This is a genomic window from Corynebacterium ciconiae DSM 44920, assembly GCF_030440575.1.
GTDB lineage: Bacteria > Actinomycetota > Actinomycetes > Mycobacteriales > Mycobacteriaceae > Corynebacterium > Corynebacterium ciconiae.
This window is the reverse complement of the sequence record NZ_CP047189.1, coordinates 285,936-306,698: the sequence shown is the minus strand read 5'-3', so window position 1 is coordinate 306,698 and position 20,763 is coordinate 285,936. Positions and strand designations below refer to the sequence as shown.

Annotated in this window: 12 protein-coding genes; 7 read left to right on the top strand and 5 right to left on the bottom strand. The window is 62.8% G+C overall.

From position 1 onward, the window contains the following. Nucleotides 1–89: 89 nt before the first annotated feature. The 3 genes from CCICO_RS01260 to pgfA form a co-directional block, all read right to left on the bottom strand. Nucleotides 90–4,106 carry a DNA-directed RNA polymerase subunit beta' gene (locus tag CCICO_RS01260; protein WP_018018637.1) on the bottom strand — a complete coding sequence of 1,339 codons (4,017 nt, stop codon included), beginning with the start codon at nucleotides 4,104–4,106 and terminating at the stop codon, nucleotides 90–92. 148 nt (nucleotides 4,107–4,254) lie between these two features. Continuing rightward, nucleotides 4,255–7,752 (bottom strand): DNA-directed RNA polymerase subunit beta, encoded by a 3,498-nt coding sequence (gene rpoB, locus CCICO_RS01255; protein WP_208854310.1) that lies wholly within the window; start codon nucleotides 7,750–7,752, stop codon nucleotides 4,255–4,257. A 363-nt stretch (nucleotides 7,753–8,115) separates the two neighbouring features. After that, nucleotides 8,116–9,099: a cell envelope lipid trafficking protein PgfA gene (gene pgfA / locus CCICO_RS01250; RefSeq protein ID WP_018018635.1), complete on the bottom strand. Its 984-nt coding sequence runs from the start codon at nucleotides 9,097–9,099 to the stop codon at nucleotides 8,116–8,118. Nucleotides 9,100–9,365: 266 nt separating this feature from the next. Here pgfA and CCICO_RS01245 point away from each other — a divergent pair, with 266 nt between their 5' ends. From CCICO_RS01245 to CCICO_RS01225, 5 genes are all read left to right on the top strand, one after another. Continuing rightward, complete coding sequence (locus CCICO_RS01245; RefSeq protein WP_018018634.1) at nucleotides 9,366–10,226, top strand: DedA family protein; 861 nt, start codon at nucleotides 9,366–9,368, stop codon at nucleotides 10,224–10,226. Between the two features lie 9 nt (nucleotides 10,227–10,235). Further along, nucleotides 10,236–11,072: an aldo/keto reductase gene (locus tag CCICO_RS01240; RefSeq protein ID WP_018018633.1), complete on the top strand. Its 837-nt coding sequence runs from the start codon at nucleotides 10,236–10,238 to the stop codon at nucleotides 11,070–11,072. A 66-nt stretch (nucleotides 11,073–11,138) separates the two neighbouring features. Next, entirely contained in the window at nucleotides 11,139–12,515 is a 1,377-nt protein-coding gene (locus CCICO_RS01235) for a family 1 glycosylhydrolase (protein ID WP_018018632.1), read from the top strand. Between the two features lie 279 nt (nucleotides 12,516–12,794). Further along, nucleotides 12,795–13,916 carry a poly(ethylene terephthalate) hydrolase family protein gene (locus CCICO_RS01230; protein ID WP_018018631.1) on the top strand — a complete coding sequence of 374 codons (1,122 nt, stop codon included), beginning with the start codon at nucleotides 12,795–12,797 and terminating at the stop codon, nucleotides 13,914–13,916. 71 nt (nucleotides 13,917–13,987) lie between these two features. Beyond that, nucleotides 13,988–15,679: a hypothetical protein gene (locus CCICO_RS01225; protein WP_018018630.1), complete on the top strand. Its 1,692-nt coding sequence runs from the start codon at nucleotides 13,988–13,990 to the stop codon at nucleotides 15,677–15,679. Nucleotides 15,680–15,797: 118 nt separating this feature from the next. Here CCICO_RS01225 and rplL read toward each other — a convergent pair whose 3' ends face one another. Together rplL and rplJ are read right to left on the bottom strand one after the other, a co-directional pair. Further along, nucleotides 15,798–16,181, bottom strand: coding sequence for a 50S ribosomal protein L7/L12 (rplL, locus tag CCICO_RS01220; protein WP_018018629.1), 384 nt, complete (start codon nucleotides 16,179–16,181; stop codon nucleotides 15,798–15,800). A 145-nt stretch (nucleotides 16,182–16,326) separates the two neighbouring features. Further along, on the bottom strand, nucleotides 16,327–16,842 hold the full coding sequence (gene rplJ / locus CCICO_RS01215; protein WP_018018628.1) for a 50S ribosomal protein L10: 516 nt from the start codon (nucleotides 16,840–16,842) through the stop codon (nucleotides 16,327–16,329). Between the two features lie 445 nt (nucleotides 16,843–17,287). On the opposite strand from rplJ, the gene CCICO_RS01210 reads away from it, so the two are divergent. Both CCICO_RS01210 and CCICO_RS01205 read left to right on the top strand, forming a co-directional pair. Continuing rightward, nucleotides 17,288–17,923, top strand: coding sequence for a 3'-5' exonuclease (locus tag CCICO_RS01210; RefSeq protein WP_167540126.1), 636 nt, complete (start codon nucleotides 17,288–17,290; stop codon nucleotides 17,921–17,923). A 122-nt stretch (nucleotides 17,924–18,045) separates the two neighbouring features. Continuing rightward, nucleotides 18,046–20,763, top strand: a complete 2,718-nt coding sequence (locus CCICO_RS01205) for a GNAT family N-acetyltransferase (RefSeq protein ID WP_018018626.1) — start codon at nucleotides 18,046–18,048, stop codon at nucleotides 20,761–20,763.

Here is a 20,763-nt window from a genome sequence, read left to right as displayed (position 1 = left end):
TCCCACTTTGAGGAGCCATTCCCTAGCCGAACTATGTGGCGGGGCCTAGACGGTAGAAGGGCTGATGAAGGGGCAGACCGAGGGGTGAACTACGCGTGGTAGTTCGTATCCTCCAGCGGCACGCTCGCGCCGGTGAACTCCTGGTACGCGCCGTCCGGATCGTAGATCGCATCACCGAAGGGCGAGATGGAGTACGCCGGGCTGCTGGCAGCCTCGGTGGGCTTGACCGCGATGTTGCGGTAGCGCGAGATACCGGTACCGGCCGGGATCAGCTTACCGATGATCACGTTCTCCTTGAGACCAATGAGCTTATCCGAACGCTTGTTGATAGCAGCGTCGGTGAGCACACGGGTGGTCTCCTGGAAGGACGCGGCGGACAGCCACGACTCGGTAGCCAGCGAGGCCTTGGTGATACCCATGATCTCGCTGCGGAGCTGCGCAGCCTCGCCACCGGACTTGCGGGCCTCGAGGTTGGCGGCCTTCGCCTCCGAGAGATCCACCAGGGTACCGGGCAGGAACTCCGTGGAGCCGGACTCGATCACGGTACCGCGACGCAGCATCTGGCGGATGATGATCTCGATGTGCTTATCGTGGATCGCCACACCCTGAGTGCGGTACACGGCCTGCACCTCATCGATGAGGTGCTTTTCGACACCACGTCGACCCAAGTGCTCCAGCACATCATGCGGATCAGCCGGGCCGCGCAGCAGGCGCTGACCCACCTCCACATGATCACCCTCGCGCAGAGTGCGCTCAATGGTGGCCTGCGGGTTGGACTCCATGGGCACGCGAACCTGAGCCAGGCCCTGACGCTTGGAGAGCTTCTCGTAGACCACATCATCGGAGCCGTCATCCGGCACGATGGTGAGGGTGTAGAAGTTTCCGGTGTCCTCCAGCTTCACCGAACCCGCAACCGAGGCGATCGGGGCGCGGTTCTTGGGCACGCGGGCCTCGAAGAGCTCCTGCACACGGGGCAGGCCACCGGTGATGTCGCCACCGACACCACCCTGGTGGAAGGTACGCATGGTCAGCTGGGTACCCGGCTCACCAATCGACTGGGCGGCGATAATACCGACGGCTTCGCCGATCTCCACCTGCTTACCGGTGGCCATGGACTTGCCGTAGCACTTGGCGCACACGCCGGCAGGGGTTTCACAGGTAAGCACCGAGCGGAGCTTGATTACCTGCACACCAGCGTTGATGAGGGTGTTTACTTCCTCCTCACCAATGTAGGTACCGGCGGGCAGCACAACCTCGCCCTCGTCGGTGGCGGCATCAGCTGCCAGCACGCGACCGTAGACGCTGGTCTCGTTCAGCGGATCCGGGGTGTAGCCGGTGATCTCGCCGTCGGCATCGGTGATCGGCTCGGAGATGGCCACGCGGATACCCTGACGGGTCTCACAGTCATCCTCGCGCACAATCACGTCCTGGGCCACGTCCACCAGACGACGGGTCAGGTAACCCGAGTCGGCGGTACGCAGCGCGGTATCGGCCAGACCCTTACGGGAACCGTGCGAGTTGTTGAAGTACTCGAGCACCGACAAGCCCTCGCGGAAGGAGGTCTTGATCGGGCGGGTGATGTAATCACCCTTGGAGTTCACAACCATGCCCTTCATACCGGCCAGGGTCCAGATCTGACGCATGTTACCGGCTGCGCCCGACTTCACGATCATCGGAATCGGGTTCTCGTCCGGGTAGAGATCCTCCACGGCCTGACCCACGGTGTCGGTGGCATCCTTCCACAGCTCCACCAGGCGGTCATAGCGCTCACGCGGGGTGAGAGCACCCTTCTCCCAGTACTTCTTCTCGATCTCACGGGCCGAGGCCTCGTAGCGCTCGAGAATCTCGTGCTTGTTCGGAAGCACCAGCACGTCGGACATGGTGATGGTCACGCCAGAGCGGGTAGCCCAGTAGAAACCGGCGTCCTTCATCTTGTCCATGGTCTGGGCCACGGTGATCATCGGGTACTTGGCGGCGAGATCATTAATCACATCGCCCAGCATGATCTTGTCCTGGCCGCCACCCTTACGCACCATGATGCCTTCAAGGTACGGGTAGTTCCACGGCAGCAGCTCGTTGAACATGATGCGACCCAGCGTGGTGTGGGCAGTCCACACCTGGCCGGGCTGCCAGCCCTCGGGGAAGTGCTCCGCCTCGATCTCCGCGGTCGGACGCAGGTGCGAGATACGCACCTTGATCGGCGCCTGCAGGCCCAGCACGCCACGGTCGCGGGCCATGATGGCCTCGGCGTAGGAGGAGTACACGCCCTGCTCCGGACCCTCTTCCGTGGCGGGGCTGTAGGCCCCCTCGCCACCGAGCTGATCCGGGGTCTTTTCCAGGGTCAGGTAGTACAGGCCAGTCACCATGTCCAGACGCGGCATAGCCAGCGGCTTACCGGAGGCCGGGGACAGGATGTTGTTGGAAGCGAGCATCAGGATGCGGGCCTCAGCCTGGGCCTCGGCGGACAGCGGCAGGTGGACTGCCATCTGGTCACCGTCGAAGTCAGCGTTGAACGCCTCACAGGCCAGCGGATGCAGCTGAATAGCCTTACCCTCCACGAGCACCGGCTCGAAGGCCTGAATACCCAGGCGGTGCAGGGTAGGTGCACGGTTGAGCATCACCGGGTGCTCCGAGATGGCCTCTTCCAGCACATCCCACACCTCGGGGCGCTGACGCTCCACCATGCGCTTGGCGGACTTGATGTTCTGGGCGTAGTCGTGCTCCACCAGACGCTTCATCACGAAGGGCTTGAACAGCTCCAGGGCCATGAGCTTGGGCAGACCACACTCGTGCAGCTTCAGCTGCGGGCCCACGATAATCACGGAACGACCCGAGTAGTCGACACGCTTACCCAGCAGGTTCTGACGGAAGCGGCCCTGCTTACCCTTGAGCAGGTCAGACAGCGACTTCAGCGGGCGGTTGCCCGGGCCGGTGACCGGACGGCCGCGACGGCCGTTGTCGAAGAGCGCGTCCACGGACTCCTGCAGCATGCGCTTCTCGTTATTCACGATGATCTCGGGGGCGCCGAGATCAATCATACGCTTGAGGCGGTTGTTGCGGTTGATCACGCGGCGGTACAGGTCATTGAGGTCCGAGGTGGCGAAACGGCCACCGTCGAGTTGCACCATCGGGCGCAGCTCCGGCGGGATCACCGGAATGCAATCGAGCACCATGCCGGCCGGGTCGTTACCCGAACGCTGGAAGGCGGCAACCACCTTCAAGCGCTTGAGGGCACGCATCTTTTTCTGGCCCTTGCCGTTGTTGATGATCTCCCGCAGGGTCTCAGCCTCGGCGTCGAGGTCGAAGTTACGCACCAGGGTCTGGATTGCCTCGGCACCCATGCCACCGGTGAAGTAGTCCTCGTAGCGGTCCACGAGCTCTTCGTAGATGGTCTCGTCGATGATCATCTGCTTCGGAGCCAGCTTGGTGAAGGTCTGCCAGATTTCATCCAGGCGAGCGATCTCACGCTCAGCCTTCTCGCGGATGTGCTGCATTTCCTTCTCGGCGGCGTTTTGCACCTTGCGGCGAGCATCGGCCTTAGCACCGGCCTCTTCCAGCTCGGCCAGATCCTCTTCCATCTTCTGAGCGCGCTCGGCGATCTCAGATTCGGCGTCGGCCTCCACGTCCTTCTTCTCCAGCAGCATTTCTGCTTCCAGAGTGGTCAGGTCGGCGTGGCGGGCCTCATCGTCCACCGAGGTGATGATGTTGGCCGCGAAGTAGATGATGCGCTCCAGGTCCTTCGGAGCAAGGTCCAGAAGGTAGCCCAGGCGGGAGGGAACGCCCTTGAAGTACCAGATGTGAGTCACCGGTGCGGCCAGCTCAATGTGGCCCATGCGCTCACGGCGCACCTTGGACTTGGTCACCTCAACGCCACAGCGCTCACAGATGATGCCCTTGTAGCGGACACGCTTGTACTTGCCGCAGGCACACTCCCAGTCGCGGGTAGGACCGAAGATGCGCTCGCAGAACAGGCCATCCTTTTCCGGCTTCAGGGTGCGGTAGTTAATGGTCTCCGGCTTCTTGACCTCGCCTTTGGACCAACGACGGATATCGTCGGCGGTGGCCAGCCCAATACGGAGCTCGTCGAAGAAGTTGACGTCGAGCACGCAAACTCCCTTTCCCCCACGCGGTGGTGGGGTGTCGTAGTTTTTGTAAAGAACTTGAAGTGTCAGTTTCTTGCGCTTAGTCCCCTAGCCTGCAGGGTGCACCGCGGAGTGTCACCCGCAGGCTGGTGGGAAAGAAAGCACCGTATTTTTAGGCGATGTCGTCCGAGCGCTCGTCGCGCGACAGGTTGATGCCCAGGGAGGCACCGGCCTGATCGAACTCGTCATCGTCGGTGGTACCCAGCTCCATCGGGGTGCCGTCTGCGGAGAGAACCTCCACGTTCAGACACAGCGACTGCAGCTCCTTGAGCAACACCTTGAAGGACTCCGGGATACCGGGATCAGGGATGTTGTCGCCCTTCACGATCGCCTCGTAGACCTTCACGCGTCCCACCACGTCATCGGACTTGATGGTGAGCAGCTCCTGCAGGGTGTAGGCGGCGCCGTAGGCCTGCATAGCCCACACCTCCATCTCACCGAAGCGCTGGCCACCGAACTGTGCCTTACCGCCCAGCGGCTGCTGGGTGATCATGGAGTACGGGCCGGTGGAGCGGGCGTGGATCTTCTCATCCACCAGGTGGTGCAGCTTCAGCATGTACATGTAGCCGACCGAGATCGGGTGCTGGAAGGGCTCACCGGAGCGACCGTCGAAGAGGCGAGTCTTACCGTTGCCGTCGATGAGCACATCGCCATCGCGGTTCGGGCGGGAGTTCGCCAGCAGGCCAGCCAGCTCCTCGTTGGAGGCGCCGTCGAACACCGGGGTCGCGGTGAGCGAGTTGGCGGGAACGTCGTAGAGCTCCTCGGGGAGAGTCTTGAGCAGCTGTGCGTTCTTCTCATCCTCCGGGTCGATCTTCCAACCGGCGGCAGCCAGCCAACCCAAGTGGACCTCGAGCACCTGACCGATGTTCATACGACGCGGCACACCGTGGGTGTTCAGGATGATGTCCACTGGGGTGCCATCGGCCATAAAGGGCATGTCCTCGGCGGGCAGGATCTTGCCCACCACGCCCTTGTTACCGTGGCGGCCGGCGAGCTTATCGCCGTCCTGGATCTTGCGCTTCTGTGCCACGTACACGCGGATCATCTCGTTCACGCCGGGGGCGAGATCGTCATCGTCCTCGCGGGAGAAGCGGCGCACACCGATCACCTTGCCGGTTTCACCGTGCGGCACCTTCATGGAGGTGTCGCGCACCTCGCGGGCCTTCTCACCGAAGATGGCGCGCAGCAGGCGCTCCTCCGGGGTCAGCTCGGTCTCACCCTTCGGGGTGACCTTACCCACCAGGATGTCGCCGTCGCGCACATCGGCGCCGATACGCACGATGCCGCGCTCGTCGAGGTCCTTGAGTACATCCTCGGAAACGTTCGGGATCTCACGGGTGATCTCCTCGGCACCGAGCTTGGTGTCGCGGGCATCAATCTCGTGCTCCTCGATGTGGATGGAGGTAAGAACATCCTCCTCCACGAGGCGCTGGTTGAGGATAATCGCGTCCTCGTAGTTGTGGCCTTCCCACGGCATGAATGCCACGAGCAGGTTGCGGCCTAGGGCCATCTCGCCATCGTGGGTGCCGGGGCCATCGGCCAGTACTTCGCCCTCTTCCACACGCTGACCGAGGTTCACCAAGGGCTTCTGGTTGTAGCAGGTGCCCTGGTTGGTGCGCTCGAACTTGCGCAGCATGTAGGTTTCTCGGGTGCCGTCATCGGCCATCACAGTGATGAAGTCGGCGCAGACGTTTTCCACCACGCCGGCCTTCTTGTTGATCACGAGATCACCAGCATCGTAGGCGGCGCGCAGCTCCATACCGGTGCCCACGTAGGCAGACTCGGAGCGCACCAGCGGCACGGCCTGACGCTGCATGTTCGCACCCATGAGGGCACGGTTAGCGTCGTCGTGCTCGAGGAAGGGAATCATGGCGGTTGCCACCGACACCATCTGGCGCGGGGAGATATCCATGTAGTCCACGCCCTCGGGACCAACGACCTCGATGTCGCCGTCCTTCACACGCACCTCGATGCGGGTGTCCAGGATTGCGCCGTTGTCATCCACACGCAGGGAGGCCTGAGCCACAGCGGCGCGGTCCTCCTCATCGGCGGTGAGGTAGACGATCTCGTCGGTGAGAACACCGTTGTCCACCTTGCGATAAGGAGTCTCGATGAAGCCGAAGGGGTTCACGCGTGCATAGGAGGAGAGCGAACCGATCAGACCGATGTTCGGGCCCTCAGGGGTCTCAATCGGGCACATGCGGCCGTAGTGAGACGGGTGCACGTCGCGCACCTCAATGCCGGCGCGCTCACGCGACAGGCCGCCCGGGCCCAGCGCGGAGAGACGACGCTTGTGGGTAAGACCAGACAGGGAGTTGTTCTGGTCCATGAACTGCGACAGCTGGGAGGTGCCGAAGAACTCGCGGATGGCGGCGGACACGGGGCGCACGTTAATCAGGGAGGTCGGAGTGATGGACTCCGCATCCTGGGTGGTCATGCGCTCGCGAACCACGCGCTCCATGCGGGACAGGCCCACGCGGACCTGGTTCTGGATGAGCTCACCCACGGTGCGCAGACGACGGTTACCGAAGTGGTCGATGTCATCGGTATCGATCGGGATCTCCACACCATCCGGGGAGACCATGGAGGTCTCGCCGGCGTGCAGGCGTACCAAGTACTCGATGGTGGTGGCGATGTCCTCTTCAGTGAGGGTCATCGTGCGCTCATCGGCACCGGTGAGGCCCAGCTTGCGGTTGACCTTGTAGCGGCCCACCTTGGCCAAGTCATAGCGCTTGGGCTTGAAGAAGCTGTTATCCAGCAGGGACTGCGCGAGATCGCGGGTCGGCTGCTCACCCGGACGCTGCTTGCGGTAGATCTCCAGCAGAGCCTCGTCGGTGTTGGAAACAGTGTCGTTTTCCAAGGTGGACATGATTAGCTCGGAGAAGCCGAAGCGCTCGGTGATCTGCTCGGTGGTCCACCCAAGGGCCTTGAGCAGTACGGTGACGGGCTGGCGACGCTTGCGGTCGATACGCACGCCGACGCTGTCGCGCTTGTCCACGTCGAACTCTAGCCAGGCACCGCGGGAAGGAATCACCTTCACGGAGTGCAGCGGACGCTCGGTGGACTTATCGATGGTGCGATCGAAGTACACACCGGGAGAACGCACGAGCTGGGAGACCACGACACGCTCGGTGCCGTTAACGATGAACGTGCCTCGGTCGGTCATCATCGGGAAGTCACCGATGAACACCGTCTGAGACTTAATCTCCTGGGTTTCGTTGTTAATGAACTCTGCTGTGACATACAGCGGAGCGGAGTAGTTGATGTCCTTGTCCTTGGACTCGTCAACAGTGTTCTTCACGTCCTCGAAGCGCGGCTCCGAGAGCGAGAGAGACATGTTGCCGGAGTAGTCCTGAATCGGGGACAACTCCTCGAGGATGTCCTCAAGACCACTGGTAATACGGGCACCCTCGGGTGCCTCGGCCTGTTGACGGGCACGCCACTCGGGCGTGCCGATAAGCCAAGCAAAGGATTCCAGCTGCAGGTCAAGTAGACCCGGCAGCGCGATGGGCTCCTGAATTTTCGCGAATGAGTATCGCTTCGGAGCTCCGGGGATTTCGGCCACTGACTTGGTCTGGCGGGAGACTGCCAAGATGCGTCCTTCCAGCACCTCACGCGACAACTACAGGGATCGGCCGCAGTGTGTTAAAAGTGGGACACACACTGACACGCTTTTCCCCGAGCCGCCGCTAACTTTGAGCATTTCGGTCTGCTATAGGAACCTCGCCTGACCGGCCGCGATAGCACTAAACGACCTTGTCAAGTCGGTTTTTTCAAACCATTTAAACAAGGTCTCGTGAAAATCTGGGGTCGACGGATTCCAGCGCAACGAATCAGCCTATACCAGAACCGCACGCTTGTAAAGGCCGTGGGCGATGTGGTGTGTGTGACGGTCGTGTTCGCGCCGTCCACCTCGCCGCAAGCGGCCTGGGATGTACACCGGAGCAGGGATGAGGCTGCAGGGCGCAGATTTCTATGAGTCTGCGTCGGCCTCGTCGCGGGCAGCCTGTGCGCGGCGCGCCCGACGTCCGCCGATAAACACTCCGATGAGCGCCAGTAGCGCCAGAGCTTCACCGAATCCTAGCAGCACCCAGCCCGCGATCCGAATACCCTGTCCACCGCGCGTATGTTCGGCGGCCTTCGCCAGTGCGTGCTGATTCTCCTCGCTCATACGGAACTCGCCCACCAGCACGAGTTCGGGCTTCTCACGTTTGGCGTCTGCATAAAAGTCGTTGATGTTTTCCTCTATATTGAGCACCAATCCACTCTCAACATCCACCGCTATCCGGCGATCCACCTCGTGATAGAGAAAGCCAGCTGAATCATCGTGCAGCCTCGCGGTATTGAACACCCCGGGGAAGGATTGCGCCACGTTCTGGGGCTCGATGTGCTGGTGATAAACCTTCACTGCCCGGCCGGCGATCTCGGAGTCCTCCACATACTCCACGGGAAAAGAGCGGCGCACGGTGGAGTCATAAAACTCAAGCCCGTGGTTGGCGGGGTTGGGTTCAAACTTCAGCCACTGACCGTGAATATCAAAGCTACGGGTGGGACTGGCCATCTGATCGGCCACGGTGGCTGAGGAATCGGCAAGACCGGTGAGTCGGTTCATGCGATAGCTGGTGATGTCTGCAGTAATCAGCCTGTCTTGATCCGCTTGGCGGGATTCCCGCATGAGGGTGGATCCGGCCTTAACCGTCACGGTGTCGGCATCGGCCGGATCGACAAATTCGAAGTGCACCTGCTTGGTCACTGGCGCGTTGAGCACACGCCCCTCGGGCGAGCTGAGCAGCCGCGACTGCGCTTTGTCATCGCGTAGCGTCCACGTCACCGGGCCCGTGTCGAGAGCAATGCGGGAATCCGTGTGCAGTGCGCGCGGCAAGAACAGCCCCGCCGCGATGAGGGCGGCGGCCAACCCGAGCATGAGCGAGGCGGCGATGCGAGACTTTGGCAGCATGCCTAAAGAGTGTAGCCGCAGCCATTACAGCGTTGGGACCTAGGCGCAGCTCGCGGACGCAGCTCAGCCATGGTGCACGCTTATCGACGCTTCCCTAAACACCCCACCCACCCTGATAGAGATGAACGCGCACTCGCAGGCCCCAGTGGTGTCCGGGCCATCTTGTAGGCTTGCCCCATGGTGTGTGACTTGCCCGTATAGCCACCTCCACCCCTCCCCGTATAGTGCCCTCTGACCTCGTTGTATGGAAGGAAGTTCCGCTCCCCGTGCCTGATCCGACACCTGATCACCAGCCGCAACCCCGTCAGGGCGAGGCCCCCGTGCCCCGTTCTGCGCCGCTTCCACCAGATGGAGCGGGCTCTGCCGCGGAATCTCCCGATACCGCAGCTGGGGCGGCGGCAGCCGCTGGTAATCACGCCGCAGCCGACGGCGCGGATGCCAGTACCTCTGCAGAGGAGGATGCTGGTCCGCCGACCCCTGCATTTATCGCGTCTCCCACTCGGCGCGATATCTGGCTGTTCGTGTATTTCTTTGCCGATCTTGTGCTCAGCATGATCATGATCCCGCTGCGGGTGTGGTTGATGAACAACCCCCTGCCCTATGCCCTACTGGTGGGCGGCTACACCTCGGCGATTATCGGCGGCGCCCAATCCACCGTGGGTGGCACCGCAGCGTGGGTGATTGTGCTGTGCGCACTCGTTGGCGCACTGCGCGCAGTGCCTTTGTGGTGGATGATTGGCCGCTGGTGGGGGCGCGAGTATTTGGCCATGGTGGTGGGCCAGTCCAAGCGCATGCGGACGTGGCTGACCCGACTGGATAGGCTCAGCCCTCCCCTGCTGGTGGGCGCGATCTTTATCTCCTATATCCCGTTTATGCCCATTCGTTTGCTCGCCAATTTGCTGGCCGCGATTCGGGGAGTGTCTTTTCCTGTGGTTCTCGCGGTCAACGCCGCCGGCGTGCTGGTGCGCAATGGCATCTTTGCCTACATCGGCATCCGCTATGGCGAACAGGTAATCGACGTGGTGGAGCAGATCAACCGCTATGCCCTGTGGGTCACCATAGGCTTGGTGGTTTTTGCCGTGATCTCCGCCCGCAGGTCCAAGGGGCACGCCCCCTCGGGCCGGTAGGCTTGCGCTATGGATACCTTCACATCGCACACCGGATTGCAGCTACCCGTTCAAGGCTTGGGCACCTACAAGCTCAAGGGATCGGCAGGGGTGGAGTCCATTCGCTCCGGTATTGCCGCCGGCTACCGGCTGCTCGATAGCGCTTATAACTACGAGAATGAAGGCACGGTGGGCACGGCGGTACGCACCGCCGTGCGAGCCGATCGCAGTGCGGCGCGCTCAGAGCTAGTAATCACCTCGAAGCTGCCTGGGCGCTATCACACCGAGGCGCTCACCTGCGTGGAGGAATCCCTCTACCGGCTGGGTCTTAATTACATTGACCTCTACTTGATTCACTGGCCTAACCCCAAGCAAGGGTTATTTATCGATGCCTACCGCGGGCTTATGGCCGCCCGGGACAAAGGCCTCATCCGCCACATCGGCGTGTGCAATTTCTTGCCCGAGCACCTCGAGCAAGTAGAGGCTGCCACGGGAGAGCTGCCCGCGGTCAACCAGATCGAACTGCACCCCTATTTCCCCCAGACCGAGGCGCGCGCCTATCACGAGGAACGCGGCATCATCACCCAGTCGTGGAGCCCCCTCAACCGCGGCGAGGTCTTCGATGAGCCCGTGCTCCAGGAAATCGCCCACGCCCATGAGGCCACGGTGGCGCAGACCATTCTGGCGTGGCACCGGGCCATCAACGCCCTCGCCATCCCCAAGGCCAGCTCACGAGAGCGGCAAGAAGACAATATGGCTGCGCTGGAGGTAAGTCTGGACACCGCCGAGGTAGAGGCCATCACGGCGCTCGGACGGGCAGATGGGCGTCGAAAAGCGCAAGACCCTGCGGTCTACGAAGAGTTTTAGGCTGTGTGCTGGGACACAGGTGTGCCCGTATAGGTTGTGGAAGCACAGTTCAATATACTGAGCCGTATGTTGAAAATTAGTGAGAATAAGCTGTGGCGGCGGCTGTGCGTCGTGCTCGCCACGGTCGCGCTAGCGGTAGCGAGCCCGCTCAGCGCCCCGGCCGCCCACGCCGCGGCCGAATCCGACAGCACCGGCTCCGGCTTTCACTGGGGCGTGGCCTCCTCCGGTTTCCAAGTAGAGGGCTCCAATCCGGACTCCAACTGGCTACGCTACGTGGAAGAAAATCAAGGTAACGGCAAGGTCGATCCGGTCAACGATGCCGTGGACTTCTGGAACCGCTACGAAGAGGATATTGCCAACGCCGCCGCAATGGGGGCCAACACCTATCGCATCTCTGTGGAATGGGCCCGCATCGAGCCAGAGCCCGACCGCTGGGACGAGGAAGCCCTCGCCCACTACGATGCGATCATCAACACCATCCGCTCCCACGGCATGACCCCGATGATCACGATGGTGCACTACGTCTACCCCGGTTGGCTCGTTGACCGCGGCGGCTTCCTCTCCGACGAGGCTGTGGCCCAATTCAGCGACTTCGCCGATCTGATCACCCAGCGCTGGGGCACCCCGGCGGCCGGCCAAGGCGGCGAGGACACCATGTGGGTGACCTTCAACGAGCCGCTCGTGTTCTTCGGCCACGAGGTCGAGATCGGTCTGATCAAGGCGTGGGACATGCCCCGCTTCCTCAACAATGTGGTGGCAGCCCACAATGCCGGCTACGATGCCGCCCACCGCGCCAACCCGAATGCCATGGTCACCGCTAATGAGGCCTTCCTGCCGGCGGTGACGGGACTGGCGGACAAGGTATTCCTTAACCGCATCAAGGACAAGCTGGACTATGTGGGCATCGATTACTACTACGGTCTGGCCCTGAACAATCTCAGTGCAATCCACGCCGCCAGCGCCGATTTCGCAGCCGTGCGCCCCCAACCGGATGGCATCTACGAGGCCATCACCCACTTCGCGGGCGCCTTCCCCGGCAAGCCCATCTACATCGTGGAAAACGGCATGCCCACGAACAATGGCACCCGCGCCGATGGGGCCGATCGGGGCGATTTCATCCGCGACACCATCTTCTGGATTCAGCGCGCTATTGCCGATGGCTATCCCGTGATCGGCTACAACGCTTGGTCCATCACCGACAACTACGAGTGGGGCGATTACTCTGCCCGCTTCGGCCTCTATCAGGTGGACATCTTGGATGACCCCACGCTCACCCGCCGCCCCACCTCCGGAGTGGAGGCCTATCGTGAGCTCGTTTCCTCCGGCGGCGTCAGCGAGGGCTACCGGCCCGTGAACCCGCCGGCCTTCTGCTCGGCTTCGACCATTCCCACCAGCTGTTTCAACCCGCCCGCTGTGGACGGCCCTCTCGCCCGCCTCCATTAGCAACCACCACCCGCGCTCATAGCCCCACAGCCTTCGCCGCTAGGTGCCACCACGGCGCGGCGTGATCCCTGATCACCGGCCATCCCTGCTGGGACGGCCGGTGATTGTCGTCTCCAGCCTCTAGGGCCCCGCACTAAACTGCCGCACAGGCGGATCGCCCCCGTCTTGGTGAAAACTACCTACGCGTGCGTCGGATTTCTTTTACGTGTTTCTTAGCTCACTTAAGATTCACTTGTGTAGCGTTCATCAAGTTTTTAGCGATATAAGAAAGCTGGCCTCATGTCTCTGGTATCACGCCGCCGCACCGCAGCGGTAGCACTCCTCTCCACCACCGCCCTGCTGCTGCCGCAGCACGCTATGGCCGACCCGGCGCTGCCGCCCGCCCCCGAGGTGAGCTCCTCCGCTGCGCACCTGCCGGATCTGCCCCACGACATCGCCCCGCCCTTCGTGCCCGATCAGCTGCGCGATGCTGGACTCACCGGACTGCGACTGACGGCCCCCTATAACGAGGCACCGGGTGCCATCCGCTCCACTTTCGGCGAGCGCGGCCCCCACGAGGTGGCCTCCACCGCGGTGGCACGCCACTGCACCGATGCTTTCTACGTGTTCTACAACACCGCCCTGCGCTACCAGAATGGCGTGAACTCGGAGCCGCCGTGCTACGGCACCTGGCCCTCGGGGCCGGAGTCCCCGATCGGCTCGCAGCTGGTCTACCCGGCAGATATCACCTCCTCCGACCCGGCCCCGCTGATCGTGCTGTCTCCAGGCATCGTGGCCGAGCCCGGCATGCTCTCCAGGCAAGCGGAGCTGTATGCCAGCCACGGCTATGTGGTGGCCATCGGCTACACCTGGGTGAACTGGTTTGGCCACCAGGTGGAGTTGGCCGCCACCGCTGCGATCGACGCCAACACCACGCCCGGCCCGCTACAGGGCAAGATTGACACCTCCCGCACGATCCTGGTGGGTCACTCGGCCGGCGGCGGTTCCGTGATGCGCGTGGCTGAGAGCCTCGGCCCCTCCATGCACGCGGTAGGCGATGAAAACTTCACCGTTCGGGGCGTGGTCGGCGCGAACCCTGGCCCCGCCGATTTCGGTCTCGCCTCCGAGCCCACCACCAAACCGGCCCTGGTGCTCTTCGCCGAACACGAGACCTTGGTGGCGCATCCGCTCTCGGAGATGCTGTACAACAACGCCCGCGGCCCCAAGTGGCGCGCCACCGTAAATAATGCCTTCCACGGCACCTTCGTGGATGCACCGGAGCGCAGTGTCTACGCCGGGCTTGTGCTCTCCTTCAGCGAGTATGTCCTCACCAATTCCCAGCGCACCCGAGCCATCTACAACGGCGAGGGCCTAGCCCAGGACTCCGAGCTGCACAATGTGCAGCGGGCTAACGTCGGCTAGCGCATCGGCGCCCCGTCGGCCCCCTCAGCTGCCCGCCGAGCACCACCTCTCGCGAAAGGAGCCGTGCCCCTATGTTTTCTCCCATCACACCGTCTAGGCCGGTGCGCCGCCTCCTAGCCACTGTCACTGCCCTGGCTATGCTGCCCACCGCCACGGCGCACGCCGTGGAGGATAGTCCGCAGCCGATCGTCCCCCACTCGGCCGGCCCGAAGACCTGCGTGCCTCATCTGGGCGATCCCACCCAAGGCTATGGCCAGTTTCCTTTAGGGCTTGTGCCTCCGGATTTCGGCGACGAGGGCTATGAACAGCTACCTGTGGCCGATCCTGCGGGGCTGCCAGAGCAGGTGGTGTTGCGCGATAACACCCAGGGCTTTAATGAGAAAGTGGAGGTGGCGCTGCGCGAGGGAGAGCTTGCCGTGCGGCATGTGGGCGATCCGGTGTGGCGCGAGCTGCCCACCCCGGACTGCCTCAAGGGCGCGATCGTGGGTATCTCTGTGAACGAGGACGCCCTGGTGGCGCTCGACGACGCGGGGTGGATCTACACCCTGTCTAACCTGCTGTCGAGCCCTCAACGCTGGGGCTGGATCCGCGCCTGGGGCGGGCCGGTGTGGCTGGGCAAGGGGCACCAATCCCCCACCACCGAGCCCGGCCGCTGGGCGCTGAGCGTGATTGGTACCCACACGGATCGTTTCTACGAGACCCCCGATGGAAAGCAACAGCCAATCTCTTTGGCAAAGGTGACCCAGGTGGTGGGTCTGAGCGAGGATGGCTCGCGCATCTACACGCTCGACCCGTGGCTGGCTCGGGACTACTCCTACGAGGTGGGCACCCCGCTGAATTCCCGCTTTCAGGTGCGCAGTATCAGCGCCGGCGGATCGGTGATGTTTGTAAGCAACGACTACGGCGACATGTACACCCGCCTGTCGGACTTTGATATCAACGGCTCGGATCCTGCCCAGTTCCGCTACACCTGGGGCGAGGACGAGCGCCCTGCGGCGGGTGATGCGCTGCGCCATCACCTGGATCAGGCCACTGCCCCCATTGGTCTTCCCGCCGAGGATTGGGCACACCAGCCGAAAATTCCAGGCGAGATCACCGACCGTATCTCGATCCACTCCACCGGTGCCGGTTCTTCCCAGCGTCAGTTGCGAGTGGAAGGCCGCCACGCTGGGCGCACCGGCTATTGGCACAAGCAGCTCCACGCGAGCGAGTGGCAGTTCACGCCCACCGATGCTGAGCTCAAAGGCGAACTGCTTGAGAATTCGCCTGAGGATCGCTCGCAGGACACCCTCGCTGCCCCCTCGCCCTTTTCCTATACCGGGCAGCTCAGCGACACCGCCCAGCTCAACATCACCGAGTTTGCCTATGCCTCACCGAAACGAACGGTGGAGCTGGTACTCGACGACCGGAGCTACCCGCTGGTGTTGCACACCGTCGACGGCCGCTTAGGTTCGGTGTTGAGCATGCGCACCCTGCCGATTGAAGGGGAATTCGGCCCGCGCCCAGCGGGGCTGGTGCAGGACGTGCCGCGAAATTATATGGCCGCATTCGAGGTGCCGGAACATACCCGCGCCGCCGCGGCCCAAGATCCGGCCTTGGCTGCGTTCCTGCAGGACTATCTCGGCGGCGAGCAATTCCACCAGGTGTATCTCAAGGCCACCCCAGAGACCCTGGAGATCATCAACTCGCCCGTGCCAAATCTGGCGGCCCCACTCATCAGCGATACGGCCACTCTGCACGCGCCCGAGCACGCATCGCCGTAGATATACAAAAAACAACCTCCTCTGCACGACAGTGCGGAGGAGGTTGTGTGTCTTAAGCCCTAGGCTTTCTCCCTAGGCTGCCATCTGAAGATGGCAGCTGCAGGATGAGACTTGCGACTTACTTGAGGGAGACCTTAGCGCCAGCTTCCTCGAGCTTGGTCTTGGCAGCCTCAGCGTCGTCCTTGTTAGCGCCCTCGATGATGGCCTTCGGAGCGGACTCAACGAGCTCCTTGGCTTCCTTCAGGCCCAGGCCGGAGACGATCTCGCGGACAGCCTTAATAACACCGATCTTCTTGGCGCCAGCGTCCTCGAGAACGACGTCGAACTCGTCCTTCTCCTCAGCGGCCGGAGCGGCCTCGCCCGGAGCAGCAGCAACGGCAGCAACCGGAGCAGCAGCGGTCACGTCGAAGACCTCTTCGAACTCCTTCACGAACTCGGAGAGCTCGATGAGGGTCATTTCCTTGAAAGCTTCAATGAGCTCGTCCTTGGTGAGCTTAGCCATAATGGCAATCCTTTCGGTAGTGTCCGCCTCCTAGCGGTGGCGCTGGTGCGCGGCCGCCGAGGCGAATCTAGGTGTTGTGAGTGTGTACTTTCGCGGTATGTCGGGCGCCGAGGTGGCGTCGACAAGCTACAAAAGCGGGTAAGGGTTAGTCTTCCTTCTTCTCCTGCAGCGCGACAGCGAGTCGAGCCACCTGAGAAGCGGGAGCGTTGAACAGGCCAGCGGCCTTTGCCAAGCTGCCCTTCATGGCGCCGGCCAGCTTCGCGAGGGTGACCTCGCGGTTGTCCAGGTCAGCGATAGCGGCAACCTGCTCAGCGTTGAGCGCGTCACCGTCCATGAAGCCACCCTTGATGACGAAAGCCTTGTTGTCTTCGCCGAACTTCTTCATCGCCTTGGCAGCGTCAACTGCCTCGCCCTTTACGAAGGCAACGGCGGTGGGTCCGGTGAAAACATCGTCGAGGCCCTCGACGCCGGCTTCCTTGAGAGCCAGCTTCATCAGGGTGTTCTTGGCGACGGAGTACTGGACATCCTCGCCGAGCGAACGACGCAGTTCAGTCATCTGAGCCACGGACAGGCCGCGGTACTCGCTGACAAAAATGGAGTCTGCGTTCTCAAAGCGTGCCTTGAGCTCCGCAAGATCCGATGCGTTCTTCGGGTTAGCCATTACTTCGCCTCCTTCCTCAATATGTCTTGTGTCGTTTCCGCCGGGGCTTTCCACACATGCAGAAAGCCCCGTGCAAGAGCACAGGGCATATCCCTTTCACTACTGAAAGGCATGATTCCAAGTGTCTCCTGCGTGGGCCGGCTGAATATCTTCAGCGCCTTCGATCCGCACAGACTGCGCGGATGACCGACGGTCTTCGGTGAAACTTGCCGCAGCCCATCTATGTTGATAGATGAACCGCTCAAACTTCGACTGCTTAACCTATACCCGCCCCAGCAGTGAAGTCAAATAGATTCTGCGCACGCGCTCGCTTATCGACGCCCACCTTCACCCACCCCTCTCGCACACCCGTACGCCCGGTGACCTTTCAAGGTCCCTGGCCCCGCCTAGACTCGCATGCGTTCGCCCTTCCCGCGCACCGCCCAATCCCAAAGGAGAGATGCTCATGTCCGCCGCCAGTGACCACTGGGCCGAAAGCACCGAGGTGGAGTTCGCGGTGATTGATCTCGAGACCACGGGACTGGGCGCGAGTGACCGCGTCGTGGAGATCGGGGTGGTCATCAGCGATGCACAGGGACATCTGCTGCAGGAGTGGGACAGTCTGATACAGCCGGCTCGGCCCATTCCCACCACGCCCATTCACGGCATTAGCGAGGCCGACGTGATCGATGCTCCACGCTTTGACGAGGTGGCTGCAGAGGTGGCGGCGCTGCTACACGGGAGGGTCCTTGTTGCCCACAATGCTCCTTTTGATCTGTACTTTCTCCAGCGCGAGTACGCGGCTTTGGGTGTGGAATTTCAGCCCCACAGCGGGCAATACCTGGATACGTGCGTGCTGGGCCCGGCCGCCTATCCGACCTCGCCCTCGCGGAGCCTCCACAGCCTGCTGAAGGTTGCAGGCATCACTAACTCGGCCGCCCACACCGCCCTAGCCGATGCGCGCGCCACCGCCGAGCTGCTCGCCGCCTGCATGCAGCGCGTCACGCTTAGCCATGAGGGTGAAGGCGTCGACTGCACCCCGGCCCTGGGCCCACAACTGAAGGCCTTGGCCCGGCCGCGCTATCCTCGCCGGCGGCGCTAGCTTGGCTGCGGGTGGCGGCGGGTGACTGAGGACGGCGACGGGCGACTGCGAACGGCGAACCCGACAGAACCCGCCACCCAGAAGTGTGACTCAGGATACTTTCACTTCGCTAGAGTGAGGTTATGAGCCCTACCAGCGAAACCACAGCCCAGCCGCCCCTGAACGGTGAGAACACCGCCGCATGGGAGGCGGATGTGATCCTCTACGACGGCCAGGTGGCCACCGTGCGTGCTGTGCGCGATAGCGACCGAGAGCTGTTGGTGGAGTTTTATCGGAGGGTCTCGGATGCCTCCAAGTATCTGCGGTTCTTCAGCGCCCACCCAGAGCTCAGCGAGAGCGATCTGGACTCGTGGGTGCACGTGGATCATCACGACACCGTCACCCTCGTACTCATCGTGCGTGAGCAGATCATCGCCACCGCCCACTATGGCGTGGTGGAGCAGCTCCTGCCGCAGCGAGTGGCGGATGTGTCTTTTTTGGTTCAAGACGGCGCCCAGGGCAAAGGCGCGGCCAATATCCTGTTGGAGCATCTTGCCCAGATCGGGCGAGAGAATAAGGTGCAGCGCTTCTTTGCCGAGATGCTCACCCAGAATCGCGCGATGGTGCACGTGTTTCGACGCGCCGGCTACGAGGTGCGGCCTGAACTGGAGGACGGTTTTATCACCGTCGATTTTCATATCGATCCCACCGAGCGCTCCCGGGAAGTGATGCTGCAGCGGGAGCATAAGTCGGAAGCCGCCGCTATATCGCGATTGCTGCGTCCGCGCTCGGTGGCGGTGGTGGGCGATACCGCTAGGATGCAGGCGTTTATCAGCCGCATCTTTTCCTCGAACTTCCGCGGCGATGTGCATGTGAGCACCGGCAATCTCCACGATCCTGATCCTGTAGGTGCCCAACCTCAGCCCTCGGCCGCAAGGCTTCTTTCAGCCATCCCCGGCCCTATCGATCTGGTGGTGGCACACTATGAGCCTGAAAGTTTCGACGCGCTCTTGGCCACTGCCGCCACCAAGGAGGTCACGGGCATTGTGGTACTTGCCCGCGGAGAAAATCCCTCGCTAAGCACCGATGAAGCCCGACACGTGGTGAGTACCGCGCGTGCCCGCGGCATCCGCGCCCTCGGGCCGGCGTCGCTAGGACTAATCAATACTGACCCCGAGGTAAGCCTCAACGCCACTCCCGCCCCGCTGCCCCAGCACGGCCCAGTGGGTCTTTTCACCCAATCCGCTGGGGTGGCCACGCTCGCTCTGTCGCGGGCGGTGGAACTCAACATCGGCGTGAGTTCCTTCATCGCCTCTGGGGCTTTTGCGGATGTCACCGGCAATGACGTGATCCAATACTGGAGCGCCGATGCCGCCACCTCGATCGCACTGCTTAGCCTCGATGCCATCGGTAACCCCCGCAAATTCTTCCGGCTGCTTCGCCGCTTCGCCGTGGACAAGCACGTGGTGGTCTTCACCCCCTCGCGGGCGCTGCGCTCGGCTTTACCCAGTGCGGACAGCCCTGAGGCCCTGGCTGGCACTGTAGATGTTCCAGCCGCCGCCTTGAACGAGGTGATTCGCAGCACTGGGGCGATGGTGGTGTCTCGGCGCGACACGATGTTCGATATTGCTCGTATTCTGTCCAGCCAGCCGGCCCCCACCGGCCGCCGAGTCACGGTGATTTCCAATTCCGCGGGCCTGTGCGAGCAGATGAAGCAATCCGCCGCCCGTTTCGGGCTTGAGGCACGCCACGTGACGGTGAGCGGCGATCCGGTGGCGGGGCTGGTGGAGGCTAGCGCTCACGCGCTTGAGGAGGGCTGCGATGCGGTACTTTGTGCCCCCGTGGAGATCAGCGAGCCGATCATCGCGCCGGTGCTACCGCAGCTCGATGCGGTGGCCGCTGGGGAGCCGCGGGTACCGCTGCTAGCCGCAGTGGTGGGCTGCCACGAGTCGCTGCCGCAGCAGACCGACAGCCCCGCCACCGAAGGGGTGCCGCTGTTTCGTAACTACGCCGACGCCCTCGAGGCGCTCGGGGTGATTGTGGATGCCGCGGACATCAAGGCCCGGCAGCACTACGAGCAGCCTGATACGGCGTGCACCGATCGCGCCCGAGCTGCCGCGGTGGTTGATCGCGCGCTGGCCGAGCTGCCCGAGGGCGGGGAAATCAGCGATGCGGACTGCGCGGAGTTGTTGTCATGCTATGGCATCGAGCTGGTGCGCTGGGAGGCGGTGCGTACCGTAGATGAGGCACACTCGGCTGCGGAGGGCTTCGGCTGGAATGTGGTGCTCAAGGCCACCGCCTCGCAGGTGCGCGGACGCCCCGAGTTGAACACCACCCATCGCGCGATCAACGATCGTGGCGCTTTGGTTCGCGCTTGGGCCGCGCTCGGCCAGATGGGAGTGGAGCTGGGGTTGGCCGAGAGCGCCGAGGAGGCGGTAGAAGCACTGCGCCCGGTGGTGCAGCCGACGGTGGCCACCGGTACAGCGGTGAGTGTGCGCGCAAGCGAAAGCCCCGTGGTGGGGCCGATGGTCTCAGTGGGTCTGACCTCCGCCGCAGCCGTGTTAAACAAGGATCGCAGTTGGCGCACCCCGCCGCTGGGCGAGCCGGATGCGCAGGCGATGATCTCGCAGCTTTCCACCGCGGAGCTACTGACGGGCTATCGCGGCACGGTCGCCGCCGATGTCTCGGCTCTCACCCGCATTATCGTGCAGCTCGCGCAGCTCAAAGATGATCTGGTGAGCGTGGCAGACATCGAGCTCACCCCGGTGATCGCCAGCCCCCAGGCCGCCGCAGTGGTGGGCGCGCGGGTGGTGGTGCAGCCACATTCTGCCTACCGTGATCCTCTGGTTCGAGCGATGTGA